At 67.3% G+C, this 12,895-nt stretch carries 11 protein-coding genes and 1 tRNA gene; 5 read left to right on the forward strand and 7 right to left on the reverse strand.

All coding sequences use genetic code 11. The features are described 5' to 3' along the window. Nucleotides 1-56 precede the first annotated feature (56 nt). Entirely contained in the window at nucleotides 57-1,886 is a 1,830-nt protein-coding gene (gene uvrC / locus ACYYG1_RS10135; RefSeq protein WP_461210190.1) for an excinuclease ABC subunit UvrC, read from the forward strand. A gap of 39 nt (nucleotides 1,887-1,925) precedes the next feature. Here uvrC and ACYYG1_RS10140 read toward each other — a convergent pair whose 3' ends face one another. After that, on the reverse strand, nucleotides 1,926-2,618 hold the full coding sequence (locus ACYYG1_RS10140; protein WP_461210191.1) for a metal-dependent hydrolase: 693 nt from the start codon (nucleotides 2,616-2,618) through the stop codon (nucleotides 1,926-1,928). 321 nt (nucleotides 2,619-2,939) lie between these two features. Continuing rightward, nucleotides 2,940-3,506 carry a UbiX family flavin prenyltransferase gene (locus ACYYG1_RS10145; RefSeq protein ID WP_461210192.1) on the reverse strand — a complete coding sequence of 189 codons (567 nt, stop codon included), beginning with the start codon at nucleotides 3,504-3,506 and terminating at the stop codon, nucleotides 2,940-2,942. Between the two features lie 126 nt (nucleotides 3,507-3,632). Here ACYYG1_RS10145 and ACYYG1_RS10150 point away from each other — a divergent pair. Beyond that, nucleotides 3,633-3,709, forward strand: a tRNA-Arg gene (locus ACYYG1_RS10150). A gap of 132 nt (nucleotides 3,710-3,841) precedes the next feature. On the opposite strand, the gene ACYYG1_RS10155 is transcribed toward ACYYG1_RS10150, so the two are convergent. Genes ACYYG1_RS10155 through ACYYG1_RS10175 form a run of 5 tightly spaced genes read right to left on the reverse strand, consistent with a single transcriptional unit; the run spans nucleotide 3,842 to nucleotide 8,696 of the window. Further along, a complete protein-coding gene (locus ACYYG1_RS10155) occupies nucleotides 3,842-6,283 on the reverse strand; it encodes a PAS domain S-box protein (protein ID WP_461210193.1) in 2,442 nt (813 codons plus the stop codon). Then, on the reverse strand, nucleotides 6,280-6,867 hold the full coding sequence (locus ACYYG1_RS10160) for a SpoIIE family protein phosphatase (RefSeq protein ID WP_461210194.1): 588 nt from the start codon (nucleotides 6,865-6,867) through the stop codon (nucleotides 6,280-6,282). Before ACYYG1_RS10160 ends, ACYYG1_RS10155 begins: the two co-directional genes overlap by 4 nt. A gap of 1 nt (nucleotide 6,868) precedes the next feature. Next, a complete protein-coding gene (locus ACYYG1_RS10165; RefSeq protein WP_461210195.1) occupies nucleotides 6,869-7,291 on the reverse strand; it encodes an anti-sigma regulatory factor in 423 nt (140 codons plus the stop codon). Continuing rightward, nucleotides 7,275-7,823, reverse strand: coding sequence for an STAS domain-containing protein (locus ACYYG1_RS10170; protein ID WP_461210196.1), 549 nt, complete (start codon nucleotides 7,821-7,823; stop codon nucleotides 7,275-7,277). Before ACYYG1_RS10170 ends, ACYYG1_RS10165 begins: the two co-directional genes overlap by 17 nt. A gap of 60 nt (nucleotides 7,824-7,883) precedes the next feature. Next, nucleotides 7,884-8,696, reverse strand: coding sequence for a PAS domain-containing protein (locus ACYYG1_RS10175; RefSeq protein WP_461210197.1), 813 nt, complete (start codon nucleotides 8,694-8,696; stop codon nucleotides 7,884-7,886). A gap of 566 nt (nucleotides 8,697-9,262) precedes the next feature. On the opposite strand from ACYYG1_RS10175, the gene ACYYG1_RS10180 reads away from it, so the two are divergent. The 3 genes from ACYYG1_RS10180 to ACYYG1_RS10190 are packed head-to-tail and all read left to right on the forward strand — an operon-like array spanning nucleotide 9,263 to nucleotide 12,895. Then, nucleotides 9,263-10,252 (forward strand): BMP family protein, encoded by a 990-nt coding sequence (locus tag ACYYG1_RS10180; protein WP_461210198.1) that lies wholly within the window; start codon nucleotides 9,263-9,265, stop codon nucleotides 10,250-10,252. Nucleotides 10,253-10,304: 52 nt separating this feature from the next. Further along, on the forward strand, nucleotides 10,305-11,849 hold the full coding sequence (locus ACYYG1_RS10185) for an ABC transporter ATP-binding protein (RefSeq protein ID WP_461210199.1): 1,545 nt from the start codon (nucleotides 10,305-10,307) through the stop codon (nucleotides 11,847-11,849). Then, the gene (locus ACYYG1_RS10190; RefSeq protein ID WP_461210200.1) at nucleotides 11,846-12,895 is read left to right on the forward strand and encodes an ABC transporter permease; all 1,050 of its coding nucleotides are present in this window, start codon (nucleotides 11,846-11,848) and stop codon (nucleotides 12,893-12,895) included. Before ACYYG1_RS10185 ends, ACYYG1_RS10190 begins: the two co-directional genes overlap by 4 nt.

The following is a 12,895-nucleotide window of genomic DNA, read 5'->3' on the forward strand; positions in this document are numbered from 1 at the left end:
GGAAAGGGTTCAAAGGCGCAGGCGTCGCGGTCTTCCGCGCCGCCGAGGTTGGCGGCATGTACGAATTCCATTCCAAGGATTTTTCAAGCGGCCCGGGCGTGTATCTGATGCACGACGCGCGGGGCCGCATCATCTATGTGGGCAAGGCCAAGAACCTGGCCCGCAGGCTGGCGTCCTATTTCCGCGGACCCGAGCGCCAGAGCCCCAAGACCCGGGCCATGGTAGCCAAGGTGGAGCGCGTGGAGACCCTGTCCACAGCCACGGAAAAGGAGGCCCTGCTCCTGGAGGCCAGCCTGATCAAGAAGCACCGGCCGCGCTACAACATCGTGCTGCGCGACGACAAGTCCTACGTGCTGTTCCGCCTGACCAAGGCCCACGAGTTCCCGCGCCTGATCATGACCCGCCGCGTGGTGCGCGACGGCAGCGCCTATTACGGGCCCTTCACCTCGGCCACGGCCGCGCGCCGCACCTGGAAGGTGCTGGGCAAGGCATTTCCCCTGCGCAAGTGCGGGGACAAGACCTTCGGCAACCGCGTGCGGCCCTGCCTGTACCACCATCTGGGGCAGTGCCTGGCCCCGTGCGTGGGCAAGGCCGGGGCCGGGGAGTACGCGGCCCTGGTGCGGCGGGTGGAGCTGTTCATGACCGGGCACGTGGGCGAGGTGCTGGCGCATCTCGCGGAGGAGATGGGGGCCGCGTCCGAGGCCCTGGAATTCGAGCGCGCCGCGGCCCTGCGCGACCAGATGCGCGCGGTGGAGGGCACCGTGGAGCGCCAGGCCGTGGTCCTGGGCCGCGCCGTGGACCTGGACACCCTGGCCGTGGCCGAGACCGGGGACGGGCTGGGCCTGGGCCTGCTGTTCGTGCGCCAGGGGCGGCTCCTGGACGGGCGCACCTTCCACTGGCCGGGCCTGGGCATCCAGGACGCGCCCGAGGCCGTAGCCGGGTTCCTGGCCCAATACTATTGGAAGACGCGCTTCATTCCCGAGCGGGTGCTCCTGCCCTGGGCCCTGGAGGATTCCGAGAGCCTGGCCGAGGCCCTGGCCGAGCGCCGGGGCGGGCCAGTGCGCCTGGTCACGCCCCACGGGGCCGAGCAGAAGCGGCTCATCGAGATGGCCCGGGTCAACGCGGCCCAGGCCAAACCCGAGGGCGCCGAGGACGACGTCCCCGCGCGCCTGGCCCGGGCCCTGCGCCTGCCCGCCGCGCCCAGGCGCGTGGAATGCGTGGACGTCTCGCATCTGGGGGGCGGGGGCATGCGCGCGGGGCTGGTGGTCTTCGAGGACGGCGCGCCGCTCAAGGACGCTTACCGCACCTACGCCTTCCCGGAGCTGGAGGGATCGGGGGACGACTACGCGGCCCTGGCGGCCTTTGCCGCGCGCCGGGCCGCGTCGGACGAGCCCTGGCCGGATCTGCTGCTCATCGACGGCGGGCGCGGCCAGGTGGGGGCCGTGGCCGAGGGCTGGGCCCGGGCCGACGCGGAGGGGACGTGCCCCCTGGCTGGCATCGCCAAGGCCCAGGGCGAGCCGGGGCGCGGGCCGGACCGCCGCGCCGGGGCCCTGGAGGACCGCATCTTCCTGCCGGGCCGCAGCAATCCCCTGAACATCCGCCCGGGCAGCCCGGAGATGCTCTTTTTGCAGCGCGTGCGCGACGAGGCCCACCGCTACGTCATCGGCCGCCAGCGCGCCACGCGCAAGCGGGCGCTCGTTTCCGGGGAACTGGAAAGCCTCGGGGGGGTGGGGCCGTCCACGGCGCGGCTGCTGTGGGACGCCTTCGGCTCCCTGGACGCCATGCGCGCGGCCTCGGAGGAAGACCTGCGCGCCCTGCCCGGGGTGGGGGCCAAGAAGGCGCGCAAGCTCTACGAGGCCCTGGGGTCCCTGGGGCCCCGCTCCTAGCGGGCCGCGTCGGCCTGCCGCTTCCTCGCCCGATCCGTTCTACAGCGCGAAGGGTTTGCCGATCTCCAGGCAGCAGAGGCCCGTTTCCGGCGAGAACTCCGCTAGGGCCTCGGCGAAGGCTTCGGTGTTCTGCTCCAGCACCGGGAAGGTGCCCCAGTGCATGGGCACGACGTTGGCGCAGTCCAGCAGCGCGCAGGCCACGGCGGCCTGGCGCGTGTCCATGGTGAAATGGCCGCCGATGGGCAGGAGCGCGTAGTCGATGTCATGGAGCTGGCCGAAGAGTTCCATGGACGCGAAGATGCCCGTGTCCCCGGCGTGGTAGATGGTGCGGCCGCCGGGCAGGCTCAGGATGTAGCCCACGGGCGCGCCGCTGTCCGAGGAGTGGAAGGCCTGGGTCATGGTCACGGCCACGCCCGCCACCTGCACGGTGCCGCCGATATTCATACCCACGCCGCCCAGGACCTGTTCCGCCGGGACGCCCGCCTCCTGGAGCTTGCCCGCCGTGCCCACGATGGACACCAGGGTCGCGCCCGTGCGTCGGCAGATGTCCACGGCCGCGCCCACGTGGTCCGCGTGGTCGTGGGTCACGAGCACGGCGTCGCAGGCCGTGATTTCCGAGGCGCTCATGGGCGCGGTGGGGCTGCCGTCGAAAAAGGGGTCGATGAGCAGGGTGGCCCCGCCCGCGTCGATGCGGAAATTGGAATGGCCGTACCAAGTCAGCGTGTCGGGCATGGTCGTCCTCCTGTCAGGCCGTTGAAAAACAGCGATCTGCTTCGTTGCTGCGAAAAATTCAAACCCTCGCGTAGCGGAAGCGCGGGGAGTACGCTTCGGTCTTGAATTTTCCTTGCGCCTTGCATCTCACTCTTTTTGAACGGCCTGCCAAAATGTTCTTAACAACCAATTTGTATAGTGACCCTTCACCGGGCGCGGGGCCTGGCGAAGAAAAGCGCTGTGCGTTCAGGCCTTGGATAGCATGTTTCCCGGGGGCGGGAAAACGGGTTTTTGGTGACGATTTGCGGCGCGTTGGGTGGCGGAAAGGGGCGGGGTGATCTGCTACCCCTCCCATCGCCTGGACAGGGAGTGGGGGATATCGAGCTGATCCAGGATGCGGGCGCAGAGGTGGTCCACCATGTCCTGCACGGCCTGCGGGCCGTTGTAGAATCCCGGGCAGGCCGGGACGATGGTCGCGCCCGCGTCGTGGGCGCGCAGCATGTTCTCCAGGTGGATGCGCGAGAGCGGCGTCTCCCGGGGCACCAGCACCAGGGGCCGCCGCTCCTTGAGGGTCACGTCCGCGGCGCGGTGGATGAGGTTCGTGCCCAGGCCCGAGGCGATGGCCGCCAGGGAGGCCATGGAGCAGGGGCAGACCACCATGCCGTGGTGCACGAAGGACCCGCTGGCCGGGCCCGCGCCGATGTCGTTCTCGTCGTGGCGAGCGTGGGCCGGGGCCGCGTCCAGGGCCTCGGCGCCGCCCTCCAGGGCCAGCACCCGCCGCGCGGCCTGCGACACGATGAGGTGCAGCTCCACGCCCGGGGTCCGGGCCAGGGCGTCGCACAGGGTGGCGGCGTAGGGCATGCCGCTGGCCCCGGTCACGGCGAGGATGATGCGTCTTGCGTCGGACATGGGGGAATTGGTATCATCGGGAATCGAGCCCTGGCAAGGCGCGATATGGGAGCGGAACGCCCCGCCCGCGCCGGGGATTGTCCTTGACAATATCCCGCGCCAGGGCATAGAGATTCACTCCTTTGTGCGCAATTAGCTCAGTTGGATAGAGCGTTGGCCTCCGGAGCCAAAGGCCGCAGGTTCGAATCCTGCATTGCGCACCAGAAATTTCAAGGGCTTACGTCGATATTCGGCGTAAGCCCTTTGTTGTGTGGCTACCCTATAGCTACCCTCGGTCGGTTTTTGATCCTGCTCCAGCCTTACCCCAACCCTGTCCAGCCAGGGCGCTTTGCGCCTTACCGTGACGAAGATAACCGGACGATGGCCTTTTGCAAGGCGTCGATGGCCTGTGCGCGGTGGGCGCTGTCCAGTTTGTCCATGTCCATCTGGATGCGCAGGCCCTCGCTCTGGCTGCAGATGAAGCGGCTGGCCTCGTCGATGTCGCCGTATTCGGCGACCACGGCGTAGGGGCGGACCTTGCGGCGGATGCCCTTGGCCGTGATGGGCGGGCGTTCCTCGGCTTCCACGATGTCGTTGACCAGGGCGTAGGTCTCGTAGGACATGAGGATGCCGCCGGGGTCGGCCAGGGCTTCCAGGCGCGCGGCGAGGTTCACCGCGCCGCCGATGATGGTGTAGTCCATGCGGTCCGCCGAGCCGAAGTTGCCCACGTTGCAGTAGCCCGTGTTGATGCCCACGCGCATGCGGAAGGGCTTTTCGTAGCCCAGGCTGCGCCACTGGTTGGACAACTCGACCATGCGTTTCTGCATGGCGATGGCCATGCGCACGCAGCACTTGGCGTCCTCCTCCACGCCCTTGGTCTCGGGGTCGCCGAAGAACATGAGCATGGCGTCGCCGATGAACTTGTCGATGGTCGCCCCGTGCTCCAGGGCGATGCGGGCCATTTCCGTGAAATAGCTGTTCAGCAGCTCCGTCAGGTCCTCGGGCTGCATGTCGTCCGTTGTCGTGGTGAAGTCCTTGATGTCGCTGAAGAAGACGGTCAGCTTCTTGCGCGTGGTCTTCAATTCCACGTCCCAGTCCCCGGAGAAGATGGACGCGTAGACCTGCGGGGAGAGGTATTTGGAGAGCTTGTTGGACAACTCCGCCAGCTCCTTGTTCCTCTCGTCCAGCGCCCTGGAAGCCTTGTCCCGCTCCTGCTGGGCGTGCATCTGGGCGGTGATGTCCAGGCCCACGCAGAGCAGGCCCAGGACATCGCCCGTGTCCTCGTCCACCAGGGCCCTGTTCGTCCAGCTGACCCAGACCCTGGTGCCGTCCTTGCACATGTTCTCGTTTTCGATCTGCCGGAACTGGTCCGGGTCTCGGGTCAGCTTGGCGATGAGCCTGCCCAGGTCGCGGCCGGTGGTTTCGAGCCGGGGGACGATGGTGCCCACGATGTTGTGGCCCAGGATTTCCTCCTCCTCGTACCCGAAGAACTCCTGCGCGTATTCGTTGAAGAAGGTGACGTTCCCCTCGCAGTCCATCTTGAGGATGATGCTGCTGGCGTTCTCCACCAGCTCCCGGTACTTGACCTCGCTCTCGCGCACGGTTTCCTCCATGCGCATGCGCTCGGTCACGTCCTCCTTCACCGCCACGAAGTGGGTGATCCCGCCTTCCTTGTCGATGATGGGGGCGATGGACGCGCTTTCCCAGTATTCCTCCCCGTTCTTCTTGCGGTTGTGGAAGACGCCCTTCCACGGGCGGCCGTCGAGGATGGTGGCCCACAGGTTTTCATACACCTCCGGGGGCGTCTTGCCGGACTGGAGCATCCTCGGGTTGTGCCCCAGCACGTCCTCGGGGAGGTAGCCCGTCACGCTGCTGAAGGCGGGATTGACGTATTCGATGATCCCTTCCCGGTTGGTGATGACGACGATGACGGGGCTCTGGTCCACGACCTTGGACAGCTTCTTGATGACCTCCTGGGCCTTTTTCTGCGCGGTCACGTCCCGCACCGAGGCGATGACCTGGAGTCCGCCGGGGGTCTGGATGGGGCTCAGCTTGATGTCCACGGAGATGCGCCCCCCGCCCTTGACCACGGCCTCCGCGTCGGACAGCTGGGCGAACATCTCGTCCACGGGCCGCTGGAAAAAGGAGCGCACGTGGCCGGGGTGGATGTTCCTGATCTCCTCGGGCACGAGCCGCCGGGTCCGCATGCCCAGGAGCTCCCGGCGCGAATACCCGAAGGTCTTTTCCGCCTGCGCGTTGAGGTAGGTGATCCTGCCGTGGTGGTCGACGATGATCAGCGGGTCGGGCGCCCCCTCCAGCACGGTCTTTATGCGCGCCTCGCTTTCCGCCAGCTCGGCGTTTTTGTTTTGGATGTTCTGGATGAGCTGGTTCTGGGACGGGCGGGCGAGTATGGAATTCAGCGCGTCGAGCCTCTCGCCCCTGGGATAGGAGTCGACGCTGGGCAGCCGCCGACGGGCCATGACCGTCGTGCCCAGGGGGGTGTTCTTGACGGCGAACGAGTCGAAGAACCGCGCGGCGGCCCGGGGGGGGGAAACGACGTGCCGGTAGCGGATGGCCATGCACAGGGCCGGGTGGGCGTCGCGCGTCTTGATGGCCAGATACGTGCGTATGGCCTCCCCCTCGCCGCGGACCACCCGGCAGAGCTCCGAGAACGCGGCCACGAGGGTCGTGCCGTGCAGGCTGTCGAACCCCAGCAGGGCCACCGCGTGGAGGAGCTTCTTACGCACCTCGTAGAACGAGTCGCAATCGTAGACCGACAGCCTCCCGAGTATCGTCACGCCTCATACCTCATGACCAGGCAGGACGCGTCGTCGTCCTGCTTGCCGAAGGATTCCATGACCCGCCCCGCGATTTCCCGCGCCGAACCCGTGAGCAGGCCCGGGCATTCGTGGGGGTGGAAATGCCCGCTGATGCCGTCCGTGTGCAGGAGGACGACGTCGTTGAAGAACAGCTGGACCGCCGTTTCCCTGGGGGGCGAGGCCATGTAGCCCACGATCCCGTCCCGGGAGAGCAGGCGGCGGTTCTCGGTCCCGAAGATGCGGCAGACGATGTTGCCGATGCCGATGAAGTGCATCCGCGCGCTGGCCGTATCCAGGCGGCAGAGGGCGGCCACGCAGCCGCGCGAGCCCTGGAGATGCGCGTGCAGGCCGCGCATCAGCTCGGGCAGGGGCAGGTCCGCGTGTCCGGCCAGGAAGTCCTCGGCCAACAGCGCCACCTCGTGCGCCTCGGGCCCGTGCCCGAGGACGTCGACCAGCGCGGCCAGGCACGTGTCGCCGTTCACGGCGATCAGCCCCGTGTCGCCGCATTCGTTGTCCAGACCGGTCATGGCGCGCTTGATCAGGTGGCGGTCCACTTTCGGCATCTTATTTTATCCATTTTCGCGCTGTGCATCGGGTTCCCGCGCCGGGGGAGGAGTCCACGCGGAACTCGTCCATTATCCGCTTCACCCCCGGCAGGCCGAGGCCCAGGCTGCCGCCGCTGCTGTAGTTGTCCCGCATGGCCAGCTCGATGTCCGGGATTCCGGGCCCGGAGTCCTGGGCCACGACCTCGATTCCCCTGGCGTCCGCGTCCTGCACGACGCGGAGCAGGACCTCGCCCGTTCCCGCGTAGCGCACGATGTTGGTGGCCAGCTCGGACACGGCCGTGGCCACGAGATACTGGTTCGTCTCGTCGAACCCCGCCAGCTCGGCCGTGCGCCGGGCCGCCGCTATGGCCGTGCCCACGTCCGCGAGGTCGACCAGGGCGACGAACTCCTCCGGCGGGGCGTTGTCATTGCTCGTCGTCATCGTCTGCGGCATCGGCTTCGTCGGTGTCTGGGTCGATGGCTTCCACGTCGTCCTCCTCTTCCTCGTCCTGTTCCATGGGCTCGTCCTCGTCGTCCTCGGCCGCCAGCTCGTCGGGATGCTCCTCCAGGTCCTCCGGGGGCTCGTCGGCCTCGTCTTCTGGTTCCGGCTCGGGGCGCAGCAGGGCCAGCCCGTCGGCCACGTCGGGCACCACGTGGATGTCCTGGCTGTCCACGTTGAATTCGATGAGCGCGACGACCACCCCGGGCTGGAAGCCGGAAAATATCGTCCTGGCCCCCAGGAAGGTCAGCGTGCGGGCGGTGTCCGCCAGCAGGCCGAAGCTCACGGAATCGAGCACCCGCAGGGAGGACACGTCCAGGACGACCCCCCGCGCCCCCAGGGCATGGGCCTTTTCCAGGACGCACGCGCGCAACGCCGTGAGCGAATCGTCGTCGAAGGTGTTGGGCGCCTGGACCACAAGCACCCCGTCCACCATGTGGATTCCCGTCATGATGCTGTTCGTCACGTCAGGCATGGGGACACCTCCCGGGGGCGCGCTGGGGCTGGCGAATCGTGGGCTGGCCTTCGTCGCCGGCTATTTCTTCCGTTTCTTGACCTCCAACTCCATGTTGGCGAAGGCGTCGCCCAGGGCGTCGCGCAGGCTGGAGTTGGTGGCCACGTCGCCGAGCTCGATGCCCAGCTGCACCAGGGATTCGGCCACGGCCGGGGAGATGCCGGAAATGATGCAGCGGCAGCCCATGAGTTTGGTGGCCTTGGTGATCTTTATGAGGTGGCTGGCCACGGCGGTGTCCACGGCCGCCACACCCTGGATGTCCAGGATGATGGTCTTGGCCGAGGTTTCGCGGATTTTGTTCAGCATGGCGTTCATCATCTGCTGGGCGCGCATGGAGTCCACCACGCCGAGCACCGGCAGCACCACGATGCCGTCCCAGAGGCTGATGGCCGGGGTCGAGATCTCCTGGATGGTGCGGCTCTGCTCGCGCAGGCGGCGTTCGTCCTGCACCCGCTGGGTGATGTCGATGACGTATTCCACGCCGCCCACGACCTTGCCCTTGGTGTCCGTGAGGGGCGCGGCGGTGTATTCGATGGGGATGGTCTTCCCGTTCAGGGAGAGTTCGTTCCTGGCGGTCGAGGGCGCGCCGGTCTTCATGGCCGTCAGCATCCGGCATTCCCTTTTGCCGCAATGCTGGGAGTTGAAGACGTCCTTGCAGTGCTGGCCCAGGACGTCCTGCAGCGATTTGCCCAGGATGTTCAGCCCGGCCCTGTTCATGAAGACGACATCCATGTCGTTGTCCACGGCAAAGACGGTGGTGGGCAACTGGTCGAGAACCTGAGTCGCCAGGGCGCTGTCGATGGTTTTCGTCTTGGCTTTGCTGGTGCTCTTCATGCCGCCTCCTTCCATACGTGGGGTTGCGAGGATAAGGGTCAAGCGTAATTGCTATTCCAATTGGGATATTCCGGCAACGGTTTTGGCGTATTTTGTGTCTTGATGCATGGGGAGGAGGGGCGGTGTTGTAATCGTTGCTCCGACAATGCCGAATGAATACGGTTTGTTGCCGTTTACGAAGCCCGCTGTACAGTGCGCGTATGTGTTGTTCGATGCCTGGTATGGCGTTGCGGGCCCGGGGTGGAGCGCCGTCCGGGCCCTGGGCGCGCTCGGGGCGTCCGCACGCGCGTCGCGTCCCGGGACCAACCTCTTCGTCTGTGGATGGCACAAAAATGTAAATAGCGGCCCCGCATGTTGTCCAAGTGGTGGCAAAAATGTACAACCCTCGGCGGAGATGCGCTGCGCCTGCCCTCGCTGCCAGCCTGTTCTCGTTCTAATTGTGCGTTTTTATAGATGATATTCCCAGGCAACAGCACTGGCACTTCCGTTGCACAATGGGTGGATTGTCCCGCGCCGCGCGTTCGGCCGGAACCATGACCATACATTTTACTCCAGGAGAGCATCGCATGAAAAACCGTTTGACCATTGCCGTGGCCCTGTGCCTCGCGGCCGTTCTGTGCGTCGCCCCCGCCTTCGCGGGCAAGATCAAGGTGGCGGGCATCTACACCCAGCCCATCCAGCAGAAGTGGGACGCCTGCCTGCACAAGGCCCTGCAGAAGGCCGCCGACGCCGGCGAGATCGAGTACGTGTACTCCGAGAAGGTTTCCAACACCGACTATGTCCGCGTGCTGCGCGAGTACTCCGAGAAGGGCGTGGACCTGGTGGTGGGCGAGGCCTTCGGCATCTCCCGCGACGTGACCAAGGTTGCCAAGGACTACCCCAAGGTCGCCTATCTCATGGGCGACACCTTCGGGCCCCGGGGCGACAACCTCTCGGTGTTCGACAACTACATCCACGAGCCCTGCTACCTGATGGGCATCATCGCGGGCAAGATGACCAAGACCAACAAGATCGGCATGGTCGGCGGCTATCCCATCGGCGAGTGCAACCGCCTGTTCAACGCCTTCATGGCCGGGGCCAAGTCCGTGAACCCCAAGGTGGAGTTCAAGGTCTCCTTCATCGGCTCCTGGTATGATCCTCCGAAGGCCAAGGAATTCGCCTTCGCCCAGGTGGAGGCCGGCGTGGACGTGCTCTACGCCGAGCGCGCGGGCGTGGTGGACGCGGCCCGCGAGAAGGGCCTGATCGCCTTCGGCAACGTCAACGACATGAACAAGGAAGAGAACGGCAAGGACGTGGTCGTGGCCTCGGCCCTGTGGCACATGGAGTCCGCCGTGAACCACGCAATTTCCCTGGTCAAGGCCGGGAAATTCAAGGCCGAGGACTACCGCGAGTGGACCATGATGGCCAAGGGCGGCGCGTCCCTGTCCCCGTTCTACGAGTTCGAGGGCAAGATCCCGGCCGACGCCAAGGCCAAGGTGGCCGAGGCCGCCGCGGCCATCAAGGGCGGCTCCCTGACCGTCGCCATCGACGACAACGAGCCCAAATCCACCTTCTAAAGCAGACGCCAGGGCCGCTCCTCCAGGGGGGGCGGCCCTTTTCCGGAAGACCATGGCAGACACCATCCTCAAGCTCGACGGAATCACCAAGTCCTTCGGTTCCGTTGTGGCCAACGACAGCGTGACCCTGGCCCTGCACGAGGGCGAGATGCTGGCGCTCCTCGGCGAGAACGGCGCGGGCAAGACCACGCTGATGTCCATCCTCTTCGGCCATTACGTGGCCGACTCCGGCGGCGTGGAAGTGCGCGGCCGGACGCTGCCCCCGGGCTCGCCGCGCGCGGCCCTGGACGCCGGGGTGGGCATGGTCCACCAGCACTTCACCCTGGCCGGGAACATGAGCGTGCTGGAGAACGTCATCCTGGGCACCGAGTCCCTCGCGGCGCTGAGGCACGACAAGCGCGCGGCCCGCGAGCGGCTGGACGCGCTGATGCGGAAGTTCGGCCTGGAGGTCGATCCCTCGGCCATGGTCCGGGACCTGTCCGTGGGCCAGCGCCAGCGGGTGGAGATTTTGAAGGTCCTGTACCGCGACGCGCGCATCCTGATCCTGGACGAGCCCACCTCGGTGCTCACGCCCCAGGAGGCCGACCACCTCTTCGCCACCCTGCGCCAGCTGGTGCGAGAGGGCCTGTCCGTGATCTTCATCACCCACAAGATGCGCGAGGTCATGGCCGCGTCGGACCGCTGCGTGGTCCTGCGCCAGGGGCGGGTGGTCTTCGAGGCGGCCACGGCCGAGACCAGCGCCGAGGAGCTGGCCCGGGCCATGGTGGGCTGCGACATCCCGCGCGCCGAACGCCAGGAGCCCCAGGCGGGCAAGGAGATCCTGCGCCTGGAGTCCATCTGCGTCGCGGGCGGCTGCGGGGTGCTGGACAATCTTTCCCTGAGCCTCAGGGCCCACGAGATCCTGGGCATCGCCGGGGTCTCGGGCAACGGCCAGGCCGCCTTCGCGGACCTGCTCTCCGGGCTCGTGGTTCCCGAGGCCGGGAGCCTGATCGTCGGCGGCAAGCCGCTGCAGCGGCCCACCCCGGCGGCCATGGTGGCGCGCGGCGTGGGCCGCGTGCCCGACGACAGGACCGGCACCGGCCTGGTGGCGGACATGACCGTCATGGAGAACCTGGCCACCGAAACCTACAAGCTCCCCGGCTTCTCCAAGCGCGGGATACTGAATTTCAAGGCCCTGGCCTCGCGCGCCAGGCAGCTGGTGGAGGCCTTCGACGTGCGCTGCCCGGGCATCGAGACGCCCGTGCGCAAGCTGTCCGGCGGCAACATGCAGAAGCTCATCCTGGCCCGCGTGCTCTCGGGCGCTCCGTCGATCCTGGTGGTCAACCAGCCCACCTGGGGCCTGGACGTGGGCGCGGCGGCGGATGTGCACCAGCGCCTGCTGAACGCGGCCGAGCACGGCGCGGGCGTGATCCTCATCTCCGAGGACCTGGACGAGCTGTTTCAGGTGGCCGACCGCATCCAGGTCATGTACCAGGGCTCCCTGTCCGCCCCCGTGGCCGCCAAGGACGTGGACCGCGCGCACATCGGCCTGCTCATGTCCGGGCACGCCGCCCCGCGCGCCAGCGCGGACGAGGCCCGCATGGGAGGCGCGGCATGAGGCTCGAAGCCCGCGAACACGTCTCCCTGGCCATGAGGGCCCTGGCCCCGGTCCTCGCGGTCTTCGCGGCCATGCTCACCTGCTCGGCGCTGCTCGTCTGGGCCGGGGCCTCGCCCCTTGAGGGCTGGGCCCTGATGATCAAGGGCTCCCTGGGCAGCACCTTCGCCCTCACCGAGACCCTCACCCGGGCCACGCCGCTGATCTTCACCGGCCTAGCCGCGGCCGTGGCCTTCCGCGCCAAGCTCTGGAACATCGGCGGGGAAGGGCAGCTGTACATCGGCGCGGTGGCGGCCACGTGGCTGGGCACGGGCCCGCTGGAGTTGCCCACCTACCTGATGATCCCCTATCTCTTCCTGGCCGGGGCCGTGGCCGGGGGGCTGTTCCTCCTCGGCCCCACGCTGCTCAAGACCAAGCTGCACGTGGACGAGGTGGTGACCACGCTGCTGCTCAACTTCATCGTGCTGCTCTTCGTCAACTGGCTGGTCTTCGGGCCCTGGAAGGACCCCATGGCCATGGGCTGGCCCCAGGCCGCGCCCGTGGTGGACTCGGCGCTCCTGCCGCAGCTTCTGCCCAAGACCCGGCTGCACCTGGGCTTCGTCCTGGCCCTGGCCTGCGCCGTGGCCGCGTGGTGGTTCATGCGCTCCACCACCTGGGGCTTCGAGATCCGCGCCGTGGGCGCGAGCCCCCGGGCCAGCCGATTCGCGGGCATGCCCGTGGACGCGGTGACCGTGCGCACGGCGCTCATCTCCGGCGGGCTGGCGGCCATGGCCGGGGTCTCGGAGCTGTGCGGGGTCAAGGAATACCTGACCCTCGACCTGTCCCCGGGCTTCGGCTACTCGGGCATCGTCGTGGCCATGCTCGCGGCCCTGCACCCCCTGGGGGTCATCGCGGCCTCGGTGTTCGTGGCCATCATCTACATCGGCGCGGACTCCATGAGCCGGGCCATCAACATCTCCAACTACATCGCCGACGTGACCACGGCGGTGTGCCTCTTGGCCGTGCTGGTGTCCATGCTCCTGTCCCATTACCGGATCAGGTGGAGGTAG

It is taken from the genome of Desulfocurvus sp. DL1XJH-121, from assembly GCF_054819825.1.